Here is a 15,530-nt window from a genome sequence, read left to right as displayed (position 1 = left end):
CCCCTGTTCGATTTCCGATGCGAAACTATCTCAGACCAATGCGCGATGAACCGGACTTCCAAGCCCGGGAAATCGCCCCAATGAGGAGATTGAAAGCCATGACTGCTTCAGCCGAGAACGGGAAAAGCGGACAAGCCATGCACAAACCGCCGGTCGTGTCGCCGCAGGCCTGGGAGGCGGCCCGCGAGCAGTTGCTCGTGAAGGAAAAGGCTGAGACCCGCGCCCGCGACGCACTCGCCGCCAAGCGCCGGCGCATGCCGTGGATGGCTGTTGAGAAGGCCTATGCGTTTGAGGGGCCTCAGGGCAAAGTCAGCCTGCTCGACCTGTTCGATAACAGACATCAGCTCATCCTCTACCGCGCGTTTTACGAGCCTGGCGTGTTCGGCTGGCCCGACCATGCCTGCCGCGGCTGCTCGATGGTGGCCGATCAGGTCGCCCATGTCGCCCATCTCAACGCCCGCGACACGACGCTGGTCTTTGCCTCGCGTGCGCCGCAGGCCGACATTGCACGGCTGAAGGCGCGGATGGGCTGGACGATGCCGTGGGTCACGATCACCGACAGCTTCGACAAGGACTTCGGCGTCGACGAGTGGCACGGCACCAACGTATTCTACCGCGACGGCGAGCGCATCTTCCGCACCTATTTCATCAACAACCGCGGCGACGAGCAGATGGGCGGCACCTGGAACTACCTCGACATCACGCCGCTCGGCCGCCAGGAAGTCTGGGAGGAATCGCCCGCGGGCTATCCGCAGACCCCGACCTACAAGTGGTGGAACTGGCACGACAGCTATGTGCCGGACGCCGAGCCCGACAAGAAATGGGTCGAGGTGTCAGATGCGGGGGAGGCGGCGTTTCGGGCCGAGAGTGCAAACGAGAAACCGTAGGGTCGGTTCGGCCGGATCCTCCGTCCTCGCGGCAGGAGGATACGGCGGTCCGCATGAAAGTCTGGCGAACCGCAGATTTCCTTTCAAGGCAGCGCCGGTCGTCGACGATCGAGCCAACGATTGACGACTGTGCGACAGGGGCAACGTCCCCGAACGCGCTTGCGCCATACCGCCTCCTCCCTGCACCTTCTGCGCGCAAAATTTCACCGACATATCTCCTTACTGTCACGGAACCGTGCTAGATTTCGCCCGATTTCCAGGGGAGGCGGGCATGGATACGGATTTTCGTGTGACCGGCGGGAATGCGGCTGCGCTTTTTGCGCTGACCATCCATCGCGGCGACGGCATGGTGCTGATCGGCATGGACTGGAAGAATGGGCGGCCGCCTGCCGATTTCGTTGGTTTCGCCATCCAGTATCGTGAGCCGGATACTGATTTCTTCAAGACGGTGCATAACCGCATCGGCTTTCCCGGCCAGCTGGTTCCCGAAGATGGCATCCGCACCACGGAAGCGCCGATCCAGAAGTTCCGATGGGTGCATTTTCCCTTCAATGCCGATCTGCCCGGCAAGTTCACCTACCGCGTCACGCCAAAGTTCATGGATGCCGCGGGCGCGCTGACAGCGGGTGAGGCGCAGGAGGCGGAGCTGGCGCTGATGCGCGAGACCATTCCCGGCAAGCTCAACGTCGCCTTCACCCGCGGCTTCGTCTCGTCGCAGGCCTTCGTGCGCAATTTTGCCCCCGACGCGCCGACGATCATCACGTTGGTGCCGCCTGTCGGCGATGAGGGGCTGGACTTCGTGCCGACTCATGCCGATGCCGAGCGGGCGCTTACCTGGATGGGCTTCGAGGCGCGGGCGGAAACCCTCGCGCTGCTTGACAAAGCGCGCGACGCCGGCGCCGAGGTGCGCGTCATCGCCTATGATCTCAACCTGCCCGAGGTGGTCACCCGGCTGGAGGCGCTGGGGCCGAAGCTCAAGATCATCATCGACGACAGCGACCGCACCAAGGGCCATGGCCGCCCGAATTCGCCGGAGACGAGGGCGGCGGAGCGGCTGATCGCCTCGGCGGGTGCTGCCAACGTCAAGCGCCAGCACATGGCCAACCTGCAGCATCAGAAGTCGATCGCGGTCCGCGGCGGCGGCATTTCGACAGTGCTCTACGGTTCGACCAATCTCAGCTGGCGCGGGCTCTATGTGCAGTCGAACAACAGCCTTGCCGTCCACAGCGAAAAGGCGATCGACGATTATTTTACCGCCTTCGAGAGCTATTTCACCGCCAAACGCGCAGAAAACTTCCGTGACTCGCCAAGTTCCGCTGGCTGGATCGACCTCGGCCTCGACGGCGTCGACGCCAAGGTTGCCTTCTCCCCACACAGCGATGCCAATGGCCGGCTGGACGAGATCGGCGCCGATATCGATACCGCCCAGTCCAGCGTGCTGTTCTCGCTCGCTTTCCTCGGCCAGATGACCAGGGGAGCGATCGGTCCGGCGCTCGGCCGCGCGCTCGAACGCCCCGAGGTGCATGTCATGGGCATCGCCGATGCCGAGGTGCGCGCCGGCAATCTCGGCCTCAACGTGCTGACACCGGATAATCGCCGCAGGGTGGTGCGGGCAGCCGCCTTGACGGGCAACGTGCCGCCGCCCTTCCTGACGGAACCCTCGGGCCTTGCCGGCGTCGACGGCAACCAGCGCGGCACGCGCATGCACCATAAATTCATCGTGCTCGATTTCGACAAGCCGACGGCGCGCGTCTATCTTGGCTCCTACAATTTCTCGAACCCCGCCGATGACGAGAACGGCGAGAACCTCGTCGTCGTGCGCGACCGAACGGTTGCGACCAGCTACATGATCGAGGCGCTCAGGATGTACGACCACTATATCTTCCGCGTCGCCTCCGAAGCGAGCAACGGCCCGGCCCGTCCGCTGGAGCTCAAACGCCCGCCTCAGCCCGGCGGCACGCCGTGGTTCGAACGCGACTGGACCGACCCCATCCGCGCCCGGGACCGGGAGTTGTTTGCCCGGGCGGAGTAATGTGGCTGGTCACGATGGCCCTTGAACCTCAACCATTCCACGCGGGTGATTTCGAAAGGCGGTCTTCGCTTTGGGGACGATGGCCTTGTCCGTCGAAGAGTATGCAAAGTGGCTGTCCGCATGGCCGGGGAGCACCTGATATCCCGAAGTCAAATTAATACTTTGCCGGTTGCCAACATATTCTTCTCAAGGTGGAAACATTCCGGGGACGGTTGCGTTTTACCCGCTACCGGTAGTGCGACTGACATCCCGTCTAGGAGGAGGCTTATTTATGAAGGTCATGATCGTCGAAGATGAGAATTTTATCGCTCTGGAGCTCGAACGCATTGCGCAAGAGGCAGGACACCAGACTATCGGGCCGGTATCGACGGTGGAGCAGGCTCTCGCCCACGCAAAAAGAAGCGATGTCGCGCTCGTCGATCTCAGTCTCTCCGATGGGCTGAGCGGCGCCCAGCTCGCGCGGCGGCTGATCGACCGCCATGGGGTTGACGTCATCTTCGTGACCGGCAGTCCCGAGAATGTCGGTCACGGTATCGAAGGCGCGCTCGATGTGATCTCCAAGCCCTTCACCGATGAGAGGATCGCCAGCGCGCTCTCGCGGGCAGAGGCCCGACGCAAAAACTTCGACAGCAGTAAGGCTGCGTTCTGAACGGCCGTGACGTTACGTTGTGAACAGCGACCGGCGGCGTTGTGATAAGAAGGAAATCGATGTCGTCAGGCCGCTGACGCCTGCCCGAGGAGATAGTCCGGATGAAACACGCGCTGTTTGCCGTTCTCTTCGCACTCTCGGCCTGCGCCAGCGCCGGGGATCCGCAGCCTCTTCCAGGCAGCCTCACCTATGGCGGCAAGGTCCTGCGGTCGCCCTACCGTCCGGGAACGGTGGTCAAGAATACATTTCTTGGCGATTTCGGTTACCGTGTGTTCGAGACCTATGTCGTCCAACCGGACGGGACGCTCAAGCTCACATCCCAGAGCACGGGACCGGACTTCCTCTGGCAGTGAGGAGGTTCCGCAATCCAGAGGGGCGCAAGGGGCGCGCTTCGAGTGTCTGCAAAGGCTGCTCGTCGACTTTCGCGTTTTTCACTCCAGCGCAATTGAATGTTGCGCTGCGGTAAAGATCTCGTCTATACCCCAGGCATTCACCACGGACCCGGTGAGATCCCGGGTGGCTCTTCTGGCCGCCGATCCGCCAGACAACGCAAAACCTGCATGCCATCACGCGACCGCTCGAAAGAGTGGGTCCGGCCATGCTTTGCGAGAATCCTTCCTATGCTGCTTTCCTCCATCCGTCGTGATTGGTCCGCCAATCCCATGCGCGAAATGCTTGCCGGAGCGGTGGCGACCTTCGCCCTCATCCCCGAGGTGATCGCCTTTTCCTTCGTGGCGGGGGTCGATCCCGAGGTTGGTCTGTTCGCCTCTTTCGTGATCAGCATCGTCATTGCCTTTACCGGTGGACGCCCGGCGATGATTTCGGCGGCGGCCGGGTCGGTGGCACTGGTCGCGGCACCGCTGGTGCATGCCCACGGTTTGCCCTATCTCTTTGCGGCCGGGCTGCTGGCGGGGCTGATGCAGATCGTGTTCGGCCTGCTGCGGCTTGGCGTGTTGATGCGCTTCGTGTCGAAGTCCGTGCGCACCGGCTTCGTCAATGCACTCGCCATCCTGATCTTTGCCGCGCAGATGCCACACATCATTGGCGCCGGCTGGATGGAGTATGCCGTGCTGGTTGCAGGGCTCGCGATCATCTATCTCACGCCGCGGATCACCACCGCGATCCCGTCGCCGCTGATCTGCATCCTGATCCTGACCGTCGCCTCGATTGCGCTCGGGCTTCCGGTTCTCACCGTCGCCGATCTCGGCAAACTGCCGGATTCGCTACCGGTGTTCGGCTGGCCGGCCGTGCCGCTGACGCTGGAAACGCTTCGGATCATTGCAGCACCCGCACTTGCCATCGCCATGGTCGGACTGCTGGAATCGATGATGACGGCGAGCGTCGTCGACGATCTCACCGATACGCCGAGCTCGAAGAACCGCGAATGCACCGGTCTCGGCCTCGCCAACGCGGCCGCCAGCCTGTTCGGCGGCATTGCCGGCTGCGGCATGATCGGCCAGACGGTGAGCAATGTGAAATATGGCGGCCGCGGCCGGCTCTCGACGCTGTTTGCCGGCGCGTTCCTGCTGATCCTCATGGTGCTCCTGAAGCCGTGGGTCTCCGAGGTTCCAGTCGCCGCGCTGGTGGCGATCATGGTCATGGTGTCGATCGATACGTTCGACTGGTCGTCGCTGAGAGCGGTTATCGTCCATCCCCGGATGTCGAGCGCCGTCATGGTGGCAACCGTCCTCGTCACCGTCTTCACCGCCAATCTGGCGCTTGGGGTAACGGTCGGCGTTCTCCTCAGCGGCGTGTTCTTCACCTTCAAGGTCGCCAGCCTGCTGCGCGTCGACGTGGCGCCCGACCAAGCCGCCGGGCGGCTGATCTATCGCGTGTCTGGCCAGGTGTTCTTTGCTTCCGCCGACGTCTTCGTCGAAGCCTTCGACGTTCAGGACGCGGTCGGCAAGTCCGTGCTGATCGACGTGTCCGAAGCGCATTTCTGGGACATCACCGCCGTTGCCGCGCTCGACAAGGTCGTGCATCGGTTCGGAGCGCACGGCATTGCCGTGGAGGTCGCGGGCCTCAACCAGGCGAGCGCAACCTTGATCGGAAGCCTCGACAGCAAGGTGGTGCTGAAAGAGGTGTGAGGGGCGCGAGAGCTACCGCGAGACGATCACGTAATCGTCGCTGTTGCCGGTTATCGCGTTCAGCCGTCTGACGGCCAGTTCGATGAACGCCTTGACCAAAGGCGGCAAGTGCCGACTGCTGGGATAGACGACATGCAGGCCGCCGGCCGGCGTCGTGTAGCCGTCGAGAACGCGGCGCAGCCGCCCGTCCTTGATGCAGGCATCGGCGACGCCGTGCGGCAATTGCGCAATGCCGTGGCCGGCGATTGCGGCGGCCATCACCGCCTGCATCTCGTTAGCGGCGAAGCGCCCCGAAACCGCGATCGTTTCCTGACCGTGCGGACCTTCCAGCAGCCATTGCGCCTGGGCGGTTTGGCCGGCGATGACGCAGTCATGGCGGGTGAGATCTTCAGGCACGTCAGGTGGGCCGCAGCGAGCGAGATAATCCGGGCTCGCGCAGAGAAGACGGTGCGTCGAGCCGAGCTTGCGGGCGATCAAGGTGGAATCCTCGAGGACGCCGGTGCGGAAGGCGAGATCTATGCCGCTTTCGACGAGGTTCAGCCTGTCGTCGGTCAGGCGCAGCTCGACGCTCGTCTTCGGGTAAGTCGAAAGAAATTCGAAGATCGTATCCTGGAGGAAGTGGCCGCCGAAGCCGACCGGCGCCGATATGCGGATGGTGCCGGCAGGCTCAGCACGCGCTTCCGCAAGACGCAGGTTGGCACCTTCGATGGTGCGCAGCGCATGGCTACTTTCTTCGTAGTAGAGACGCCCCGAAGCCGTCAGGTTGAGGCTGCGGGTCGTGCGCTGCAGCAGCCGCACGCCGAGTTCGCGTTCCAGCGCGGCGATGCGGCGGCTGACCGTCGTCTTCGGCATGCCGAGCAAGCGCGCGGCGGCGGTGAAGCTGCCCGCTTCGACGACGCGGGCGAAGATCATGATATCGTTGAGATCGAGCATTGTATCCTTGAATGGCACGATGTTTTCCAATTATATGCCATTATGGTTCAATGCGACAGGCCCTAACTTTGCTGCATCAGTCACAACAAGGAGCAGGCAGATGAGCAACACACGAAGCGTACTGGTCACAGGCGCCACCGGCCAGCAAGGCGGCGCGGTTGTACGCGCGTTGATGACGCGGGGACACCGCGTCAAGGCGATCACCCGCCGGCCCGAGAGCGACGGCGCGAAGCGGCTGACCGCGGCAGGAGTCCAGGTCGTCGCCGGCGATCTTGACGACGCGGCATCCGTGGCGGCAGCAGCAGAGGGCGTCGACGCGATGTTCCTGATGGGCAACAGCTACGAAGCCGGAACGGAGGCGGAAACCCGTCAGGGCATTGCCGCCGCCGATGCGGCAAAGGCCGCCGGCATCGGCCACCTGATCTATTCCTCCGTCGCCGATGCCCACAAGACGACCGGCATTCCGCATTTCGACAGCAAGTATCTCGTCGAGAAGCACATTGCAGGCCTCGGCATCCCTTACACGATCAGCGCACCCGTCGCCTTCACGGAGAACACCGTGGCGCCCTGGGCGATCGACGGGCTGCGCCAGGGCGTCTATGCCGCAGCGCTGCCGCCCGCCCGTGTGCTGCAACAGGTCACCATCGATGACATCGGCGCTTTCGTCGCGACGTTGGCCGAGAGGCGCGAGCAAGTGTTCGGCAAACGTTTCGACATCGCGGGCGACGAATTGTCGGGCGAGCAGCAGGCTAAGATCTTGTCCGAGGTGCTCGGCCGCCCAATCACTTACCGGGAATTGCCGATCGCGGCGATACGGCAGCAGAGCGAGGATACGGCGCTGATGTTCGAATGGTTCGACCGTACCGGTTACGACGTCGATCTTGCCGCCCTGCGCCGCGATTTTCCTGAGGTCGGCTGGCACAGCTACGCCGACTGGGCGAAGGGGTTCGATTGGAGTGTGGCGGCTGGGTGAATTCGCTGTGACACCGGTGATCTGACCGGTGTCACCGACAGGTGATGCCTTGATGGCCTTCGCCACACTCTCCGTCATCCTCGGGCTCTACATTTGAGCCGAGGATCCATGCCACGGCCGCTTACGGGTGCCGCGTGGATGCTCGGGTCAAGCCCGGGCATGACGGAGAGCAGGGGGCATGTCCGAACTCTACATCGCAGAATTGAAGAGCGCTGGACCGGCAGATCGATCGCTTCCACGCCGCATGGCGATTGTCCTGCTGTTCAAGATAGACAGGAGCCGCCGCTGCCAACGATACCTCACGCCTGAGCGGTGGGCCTAACAACGATGTCGCTGATATCGACATCGGCGGGTTGCTCGATGGCGAAGGCGATGGCGCAGGCGATGGCATCGGGTGAAATCGCCATCTCGTCCATGCGCTTTGCCATCTCGGCCTTGATCTCTGGGCTGGTCATGGAGCCGGCGAAATCGGTTCTTATAAACCCCGGCGAGATGTTGGTGACGCGCAGATGCGGGCCGGCCTCCAGCCGCAGGCCCTCGGCGATGGTGCGCATGGCGTTTTTCGTGCCGGCATAGACGGCCATGGTCGGCTTGATGATGAGGCCGGCGGTCGAGAGCGTGTTGACGAAGTGGCCGGAACCCTGCCGGCGGAACACCGGCAAGGCTGCGGCGATGCCATAGAGCGGGCCCTTGATGTTGACGTCGATCATCTCCTCCCAATCCTCGACCCGCAGTTCATCAAGAAGGGAGATCGGCCCGATGCCGGCATTGTTGATCATGACGTCGATCCTGCCATAGCTGTTGCAGGCAAGCGCCACGAGAGCTGTGAGATCCTCGCGCTTCTTGACGTCCATGGCGAGGCAGACGGCCTCGCCGTCCTTGTCGGTGATGCGTTGCGCCAGCGCTTGCAGCCGGTCGACGCGGCGGGCGCCAAGCACGAGCTTCGCGCCGCGCTCGGCCAGCAGCAGCGCCGTGGCTTCGCCGATGCCGCTGCTTGCGCCGGTGATGGCGACAACCTTATCCTTGATATCAGACATGTTCGTTCTCCTTTGTGTCTTTGAGGATTGCAGGTGCTGCCTGGAGAATCTATGCTATTGGCTCCATGATTTCGTCGAGATCGTCCAATCCCATGATCGATCCCTTGTCCGATGTCTTTTCGCTGCTCGACATAGAGAGTGCGCGCTGCACGCGTTTCGAGGTCGGCGGGCAATGGGCGTTTCGCTTTCCGGCCAAGCCCGCACTCAAGTTCGTCGCTGTCCTCCGCGGCGCCTGCTCGATCGTTCTGCCGGGTGAGCCGCCACTTTCGCTTGTCGCGGGCGACACCTTCCTGCTTGCCAATGCACCCGCCTATGTGATCGCCAACGATCTCGATAGGGAGCCGGAGGACGGGATCGCCTTCTTCGACTGGGAGCATTCCAACATCGCCCGGCACGGCGGTGACGAGACCGCGCTGATCGGCGGCAGCTTTGTCATCGGCGGCGGCAACGCCCGGCTGCTGCTCGACGCGCTGCCGCCGTTCATTCATATCCCGGCCAGCGACCGCGCCGCCGCGCTCCTCAGCACTACGCTTGCAACCCTCGACGGCGAACTCGAGGCCGTGCAGATGGGCTCGACGCTGATGACGCGGCGCATGGGCGACATCCTGCTCGTGCAGGCGCTGCGGGCCTATGTCGGCCGGAAGGGTGCTGCCGAAACGGGATGGATCGGCGCGCTGACAAATCCGCAGATCGGCGCGGCGATCAGCCTGATCCACAACAGCCCCGGCCACCGCTGGACGGTCGAGGCGCTGGCGACCCGGATCGGCATGTCGCGCTCCGCCTTTGCGCAACGCTTCAAGGAACTGGTCGGCGTTGCACCCCTCGACTATGTCACGCGCTGGCGCATGCATCGCGCCCGCGAAGCCCTGCGCCAGGAGGACGTCTCGGTCGCCGGTCTTGCCGCCCTACTCGGATATTCCTCCGAAAGCGCCTTCGGAAACGCGTTCAAGCGTGTCTTCGGGCGTGCCCCGAAGCGCTACTGGTCGGACGCGAAGGTCGGGTGAGAACGGCTGTTCCGCTTGCGAGGGTTGCTGGGGAATCCTATTGTCCGGCGGCAGACCATCGTCCTTGAAGGGGGGGAGACTTCAATGCCGTCGAGTTTCAATGTCGAAAGTGCAGATGGTTACGAACGGCTGATGGGACGCTGGAGCAGGAAGCTGGCGCCGATGCTGGTCGATTTCGCCGGCCTCGCGGATGGCGACCGCGTGCTTGATGTCGGCTGCGGCACCGGCAGCCTCGCATTCACGCTGGCGGAAACGCCGGGTCTGCAGGAGATCGTCGCCGTCGACTATTCGCCGGTTTTCGTCGAGGCCGCAACGCGACGCAACACCGATCCACGCGTATCGATCCGGCAGGCCGATGCCTGCGCGCTTCCCTTCGAGGATAACCGCTTCGACCGGGCGATGTCGCTGCTCGTGCTGCATTTCGTGCCGGAGGCGGGAAAGGCGGTATCCGAGATGCGCCGTGTGGTGCGCCCGGGCGGCGTGGTCGCGGCCGCCGTCTGGGACCATTATGGCGGCATGTCCGGCATGCGGATGATGTGGGATACGGTGGCGATGCTCGACGAGAACGCGCTGGCAATGCGCCGCAGATATTGTTTCCAGCCGATGATGCGGCCGGGGGAAATGAAGGAGAGCTTCATCGCGCAGGGCCTAGCCGATGTCGAGGAGACCTCGCTGCTGATCCGGATGGAATATCTTTCCTTCGAGGATTACTGGGATCCGATCGCCGCCGGCGAGGGACCGCTCGGCAAATATGTTGCCGGTCTGGATCCGGCGAAGCGAAAGGCCGTCGATGCCGCCGTCAGGGCCGCTTACGAAGCTGGCGAGCCGAATGGGCCGCGATCGTTCGCATCGGTGGCGTGGGCGTGCCGGGGCAGGGTGGCGGACTGATTAGCGGGAGGGCCACCTCCTCTAAAGGGAGAATCGTGGTGCTCCCTCTTCTCCCCAGCGGGGAGAAGGTGGCCCGAAGGGTCGGATGAGGGGGCCTACGGCACACCACTCAATATTGCCCTTCGCTTACGCTCCGTGCATTCGCGGCTTTGCCGCTCACCCCCTCATCGCCTCGCTATCGCTCCGGCACTTCTCCCCGCTGGGGAGAAGAGGCAGGCAGCGGGCCGCATGCGCCAACGTGAAAGCCAGGGTGCGGGAAGGTCTACGCCTTCAATGGTGGCGCTGGACGCGCCCGGCCGATCACGGCAATCGTGATGGAACGCGGGCAGCATTGCTGACGTTATTGCCCGCTGTCTCCGACTGCAAACGCTGCCGCAACAGCATCACCCGCCCGGTTCGGGCACCCCTTCCGACGGCATCCGGAATTGCCCGCCTCGCCGCCGCTTTCGGACGGAGGAATATCAGATGTCCGCTTTGGAAAGCCTGCGCCGGCTGACGCCGCAGCAGCGCAACACCGTCATCGCCAGCTATCTCGGCTGGACGCTCGACGCCTTCGATTTCTTCATTCTCGTCTTCGTTCTCAAATATATCGCCGAGGAATTTCACACCGACGTTCCTGCCGTCTCGGTTGCGATCTTCCTGACGCTAGCCATGCGGGCGCTCGGCGCGCTGATCTTCGGGCTGGCGGCCGACCGTTACGGGCGGCGCATCACGCTGATGGCCGACGTGCTGCTTTATTCGCTGTTCGAATTCCTGACCGGCTTCTCCACGGGGCTCACGATGTTTCTCGTGCTCCGAGCGCTCTACGGCATCGCCATGGGTGGTGAATGGGGCGTCGGCGCCTCGCTTGTTATGGAGACGGTGCCGGAGGAAAGCCGCGGCATCGTTTCCGGCATCCTGCAGGCCGGCTATCCCTCGGGCTATCTCATCGCCTCGATCGTGTTCTTCCTGCTCTTCCCGGTCATCGGCTGGCGTGGCATGTTTTTTGTCGGCGCGGTGCCGGCGCTGCTGGTGCTGTATATCCGCCGCAATGTCGAGGAGAGCCCGGCCTTCCTGAAACGGCAAGCCGAGGGGCGCCGGCCGTTCCTGACGGTCCTGCGCGAAAACATTCCGCTGTTTATCTGGGCGGTGTTCCTGATGACGGCGTTCAACTTCTTCAGCCACGGCACGCAGGATATCTACCCGACTTTCCTCGAAACCCAGCGCAACTATTCGAGCTATACGGTTGGGGCTGTCGCCATCGTCTACAATATCGGGGCGATCTGTGGCGGGCTGTTCTTTGGGGCGCTGTCGCAGCGGATCGGCCGGAAGAAGGCCATCGTCATCGCAGCACTGATCGCGGTACCCGTCGCGCCGCTCTGGGCCTATGCGCCGGGGCCGGTGCTGCTTGCCATCGGCGCCTTCCTGATGCAGTTCTTCGTCCAGGGCGCCTGGGGCATCGTGCCGGTGCATCTGAACGAGCTGTCGCCGGACGAGGTGCGCGGCACCTTCCCCGGTTTTGCCTACCAGCTCGGCAATCTGCTGGCGTCAGGCAATGCGACGCTGCAGGCCGGGTTGGCCGCCCGCTGGGACGGCGACTATGCCTATGCGCTCCTGATCGTTGCAGCCGTGGTGGCACTCGTCGTCGCGGCCCTTGCCGGCTTCGGCTACGAGAAGAAGGATGTCCGCTTCGGCACGGAGGAGGCCGAGGAGCCGCATGGCGCGATGCGAATCTAGCGCTGCCTGCGGTTATGAAGGCCGGCGGCAGTTGTCGCCGGCCCTTCTTTGTGCCCTGTGGCCCGATCCCGGATGCCTTTCAGGCACTCACCACCTTGCAGGCGCAGATGCGATCGTAAAATGTCTGTCCCTTCCAGACGATGAACGGCCATACCCACCAAGCCACGACCGCTATAGTCCAGATAAAGTACGATTTGGCGGTGCCATGGTCCTCAGGCGTGTATCCGCTGCGGAACATTCCAAGCAACGCGTCGAAGTCTTCCGTGGGATAGACCGGGAGCAGCGAGATTGCGAAAACGGCAGCGCTGAAAAGGAGATTCGGGCTGAATTTCAGGATCTCGCGTTTAAACGCGGTGCCGAAGTCGGGATTTTTTCCATCGACGGATTGGACTCTCAGGAAGAAAACCGCCTTTCCGAATGTGCGGCGGCTATTGGCAGAAAAACAGGCGAAAGCCAAGGCTATCAGCGCGGTGTTGGCTATGCCTGACATCAAGCTGGAATATGCAGGTATGGTTTCGGTCAGCGGATTGTTGTTTGCGTCGATAGGGATGGTTAGCACCTGCGCCGGTGTCACGTAGTCCCATGGCTCGATGGCAACATTTATTTGCAAATATCTCTGTTTTCGCCAATCGATTTGACTTACCTCGCAAATCTCACTGGTGCGAATTTCCGTGGCTCTCAACGGCCATCCCGCGTCAATTCGCTGTGCAAGTTGATCGGGCACCGCCTCGCTGCATTGCACGGACGTCCGGCCGTGCAAAAGGAAGTCCAAGGGAGAAATCGTTGAAAAGTAGTAGACGGCTATGAGGATGGCAGCCTGAAAGATGATGATGTCGACGGTATAGGCAGCGAAGCGTTGCCAGAAGTGGCGGGAAGGCAGAGTGACGTTTTGCGGCATCTGCGGTGTAGTGTCCATGTCGCCCCCAATGTCCACGCTACCTGATCCAACACGTTGATTCGTTTCAACATGAAGTAGCAAAAATGCATGATCTTATCACAGAGGTATCATGCTCTTGCGAGTCCAGTTCTGGGGCGATTTCTGGGCCTGGAAGGCGAGCCGCCGCGCGACCTGCCGGCCATCCGCATCGCCTCGATGGCGTGACGATATGCCGACCGTCCTCGAGCGTTGTGGGGCTTGTCGCCGAACGCCGCCATGCTAGGTAAGGGCTGCCGGCATCGATCTCCTGCTGCCGGATGAATCCTTCCCCTCCGCAGCCCCGAGTTTTTCCATGTCATTTTCTCCCGCCGCCCTCTGGCCCGTCGTCATGCTGTTTGCCTCCAACATCTTCATGACATTTGCCTGGTACGGGCATCTCAAGCACAAGAACAGCGCCATCTTCCTCGCCATCATCGTCAGCTGGGGCATCGCCTTTTTCGAATATTGCCTGGCGGTGCCGGCCAACCGTATCGGTTCGGCGGTCTATACGACAGCACAGCTGAAGACGATGCAGGAGGTGATCACGCTGATCGTCTTTGCCGGCTTCTCGATCTTCTGGCTCGGCGAGAACCTGACCTGGAACCATGCGATCGGCTTCGCCCTGATCGCAATCGGGGCATCTTTCATCTTTCGTGCATAAACTTTAGCCTTTTCAATAGATTACAAATTGTCCATGTCTAGATATCGCCACATTTCCTACAGATTGGCGTCGCAATCGGCTGGCAGCCTGTCAGTTCAAGCATTTCCGGGTCGCGGAAATGCTCTGACGTTTGTTTGACGCAATTCCGGACGCAAAACCGCGACGCGCTTTTGCTGGAATTGCTTTAGCGGTGATCATGAGGTGAACGGCCATGAGCCTGTCTTTCCCGACCATGGCGGCGATCCGGTTCGGCTATGGTTTCCGGCCGGGCGAGGCGCCGCCGAGCAGCAAGGACGAGCTCATCGACCAGCTGCGCAAGGGGGCGGCGGCGACGCCGGACTTTCCCCTCGGCGGCCCCAACATGCGCCACCAGGCGATCCTCAGCCTGCAGGAGCAGTTGCAGCAGATCCGACAAGACGCCAAGACGGTGACCGACGATACGACGCAGCGCGAGATGCGCAAAGGGGTGCAGCGTCAGACGCAGCAGCAATTCCAGCACGATGCGAACCTGCGGCTGATGCAGGCCGTGTTGTCGCCGTACGGCTTCTACGAGAGGCTTTCGACCTTCTGGACCAATCATTTCTCCACCAGCGCCAGCAAGAGCCTGCCGATGCGCCTCATCGTGCCGCTCTACGAGGCCGAGGCGATCCGGCCGTTCATATCAGGCACGTTCGGCGATCTCTTGCGCAATGCCACCGCCCATCCGGCCATGCTGATCTATCTCGACCAGGCGGATTCGCTCGGGCCGGATTCGGCCGGCGGCATCAAGCGCAACAAGGGGCTCAATGAAAATCTCGGCCGCGAACTGCTGGAACTGCACACGCTCGGCGCCGGCAGCGGCTATAGTCAAGCGGACGTCACGGCGGCAGCCATGGTGCTGACGGGGCTCACCATCGACCGCAAGGAGATGGACATCGCGTTCCGGCCGAATATTTCGGAGCCCGGGACACATGAGGTGCTCGGCGTCAGTTATGGCGGGCGCAGGCGCTCGCGCGACGATTATCTCGACATGCTCGACGATCTCGCCCTCCATCCGAAGACGGCGGCGCATATCAGCCGCAAGCTGGCGGTGCATTTCATCGCCGACCAGCCCGATGAGGGGATGGTGTCCGACATGGCCGAAGCCTGGAAGAAAACGGATGGCGACCTGACCGCCGTCTACACCGCCATGCTCGACCATCCCGCCGCCTGGCGCGACGAGGGCGCCAAGGCGCGCCAGCCTTTCGACTATGTCGTCACCGGCCTGAGGGCGTTGAATGCGGGACCGGTCAACGGCGTTGTCGGCAGTTTCCTGGCGGCCAACCAGCAGGGCACGGACGAGGGCGACATGGCGGCGAATACGCCTGGCATGGCTGGATCGCCGGTGACGACCGATCCCGCCGGCGAGGCAAGGGAGAAGCGCCTCAAAGCCTTCCAGACGGCGCGGGCGCTGGGGCAGGGGGCACTCAGGCGCATGGGCCAGCCGACCTGGCTGCCGCCGAGTCCGGCCGGTTTCGAGGAAGGCTTCTCCGCCTGGATCACCGGCAGCCAGCTCGCCGAGCGGCTGGCCTGGGCAAGGCGGGCCGCAGCCCAGTTCGGCCGGGATGTGGATCCGCGCGAATTCCTGAAGTCGACGCTTGCCGATGCCGCCCGAGACGAGACGATCCGCGTGGTGTCGCAGGCGCCGAACAAGATCAGCGGGTTGACGCTGGTGCTGGCATCGCCCGAATTCAATCGCCGCTGAGCAGACTTTCGTTGGCAAGCCAAC

The 15,530-nt window shown here is 62.8% G+C and carries 14 protein-coding genes and 1 other annotated feature; of the genes, 11 read left to right on the top strand and 3 right to left on the bottom strand.

Going from position 1 to position 15,530, the window contains the following annotated elements; all coding sequences use genetic code 11:
- Window positions 1-98 precede the first annotated feature (98 nt).
- The 5 genes from ACM5SV_RS30525 to ACM5SV_RS30505 all read left to right on the top strand — a co-directional run bounded on the left by ACM5SV_RS30525 (window position 99) and on the right by ACM5SV_RS30505 (window position 5,655).
- Window positions 99-887, top strand: a complete 789-nt coding sequence (locus tag ACM5SV_RS30525; protein ID WP_222015006.1) for a DUF899 domain-containing protein — start codon at window positions 99-101, stop codon at window positions 885-887.
- Between the two features lie 271 nt (window positions 888-1,158).
- Window positions 1,159-2,919 (top strand): phospholipase D-like domain-containing protein, encoded by a 1,761-nt coding sequence (locus tag ACM5SV_RS30520; protein WP_222015005.1) that lies wholly within the window; start codon window positions 1,159-1,161, stop codon window positions 2,917-2,919.
- A gap of 271 nt (window positions 2,920-3,190) precedes the next feature.
- Window positions 3,191-3,568, top strand: coding sequence for a response regulator (locus ACM5SV_RS30515; protein WP_222015004.1), 378 nt, complete (start codon window positions 3,191-3,193; stop codon window positions 3,566-3,568).
- A 101-nt stretch (window positions 3,569-3,669) separates the two neighbouring features.
- Complete coding sequence (locus tag ACM5SV_RS30510) at window positions 3,670-3,921, top strand: hypothetical protein (RefSeq protein ID WP_222015003.1); 252 nt, start codon at window positions 3,670-3,672, stop codon at window positions 3,919-3,921.
- A 141-nt stretch (window positions 3,922-4,062) separates the two neighbouring features.
- Window positions 4,063-4,118, top strand: a sequence feature (sul1 is cis-regulatory element that is thought to sense ions involved in sulfur or methionine metabolism; They are found in Alphaproteobacteria).
- 70 nt (window positions 4,119-4,188) lie between these two features.
- Window positions 4,189-5,655 carry a SulP family inorganic anion transporter gene (locus ACM5SV_RS30505; protein ID WP_222015000.1) on the top strand — a complete coding sequence of 489 codons (1,467 nt, stop codon included), beginning with the start codon at window positions 4,189-4,191 and terminating at the stop codon, window positions 5,653-5,655.
- A 12-nt stretch (window positions 5,656-5,667) separates the two neighbouring features.
- On the opposite strand, the gene ACM5SV_RS30500 is transcribed toward ACM5SV_RS30505, so the two are convergent.
- A complete protein-coding gene (locus ACM5SV_RS30500; RefSeq protein ID WP_221969652.1) occupies window positions 5,668-6,588 on the bottom strand; it encodes a LysR family transcriptional regulator in 921 nt (306 codons plus the stop codon).
- A gap of 100 nt (window positions 6,589-6,688) precedes the next feature.
- Between ACM5SV_RS30500 and ACM5SV_RS30495 the strand changes: the two genes are divergently transcribed.
- Complete coding sequence (locus ACM5SV_RS30495; protein WP_222014999.1) at window positions 6,689-7,561, top strand: NmrA/HSCARG family protein; 873 nt, start codon at window positions 6,689-6,691, stop codon at window positions 7,559-7,561.
- A 299-nt stretch (window positions 7,562-7,860) separates the two neighbouring features.
- On the opposite strand, the gene ACM5SV_RS30490 is transcribed toward ACM5SV_RS30495, so the two are convergent.
- On the bottom strand, window positions 7,861-8,598 hold the full coding sequence (locus tag ACM5SV_RS30490; protein WP_222014998.1) for an SDR family oxidoreductase: 738 nt from the start codon (window positions 8,596-8,598) through the stop codon (window positions 7,861-7,863).
- 92 nt (window positions 8,599-8,690) lie between these two features.
- Here ACM5SV_RS30490 and ACM5SV_RS30485 point away from each other — a divergent pair, with 92 nt between their 5' ends.
- From ACM5SV_RS30485 to ACM5SV_RS30475, 3 genes are all read left to right on the top strand, one after another.
- Window positions 8,691-9,602, top strand: a complete 912-nt coding sequence (locus ACM5SV_RS30485; RefSeq protein ID WP_222014996.1) for an AraC family transcriptional regulator — start codon at window positions 8,691-8,693, stop codon at window positions 9,600-9,602.
- A gap of 84 nt (window positions 9,603-9,686) precedes the next feature.
- Window positions 9,687-10,490 carry a class I SAM-dependent methyltransferase gene (locus tag ACM5SV_RS30480; RefSeq protein ID WP_024322382.1) on the top strand — a complete coding sequence of 268 codons (804 nt, stop codon included), beginning with the start codon at window positions 9,687-9,689 and terminating at the stop codon, window positions 10,488-10,490.
- 465 nt (window positions 10,491-10,955) lie between these two features.
- Entirely contained in the window at window positions 10,956-12,206 is a 1,251-nt protein-coding gene (locus tag ACM5SV_RS30475; protein ID WP_222014994.1) for an MFS transporter, read from the top strand.
- A 79-nt stretch (window positions 12,207-12,285) separates the two neighbouring features.
- Here the strand turns inward: ACM5SV_RS30475 and ACM5SV_RS30470 are convergent, their stop codons facing one another.
- Complete coding sequence (locus ACM5SV_RS30470; protein ID WP_222014992.1) at window positions 12,286-13,122, bottom strand: RDD family protein; 837 nt, start codon at window positions 13,120-13,122, stop codon at window positions 12,286-12,288.
- 313 nt (window positions 13,123-13,435) lie between these two features.
- Between ACM5SV_RS30470 and ACM5SV_RS30465 the strand changes: the two genes are divergently transcribed.
- Window positions 13,436-13,783 carry a DMT family protein gene (locus ACM5SV_RS30465; RefSeq protein ID WP_012757933.1) on the top strand — a complete coding sequence of 116 codons (348 nt, stop codon included), beginning with the start codon at window positions 13,436-13,438 and terminating at the stop codon, window positions 13,781-13,783.
- A gap of 211 nt (window positions 13,784-13,994) precedes the next feature.
- Complete coding sequence (locus ACM5SV_RS30460) at window positions 13,995-15,506, top strand: DUF1800 domain-containing protein (RefSeq protein ID WP_222014990.1); 1,512 nt, start codon at window positions 13,995-13,997, stop codon at window positions 15,504-15,506.
- Window positions 15,507-15,530 lie beyond the last annotated feature (24 nt).

The organism is Rhizobium sp. CRRU65, from assembly GCF_048551595.1.
Lineage (GTDB): Bacteria > Pseudomonadota > Alphaproteobacteria > Rhizobiales > Rhizobiaceae > Rhizobium > Rhizobium leguminosarum_J.
Note: the sequence above shows the minus strand (reverse complement) of the source record. Positions and strands in the feature narration are given on the sequence as shown.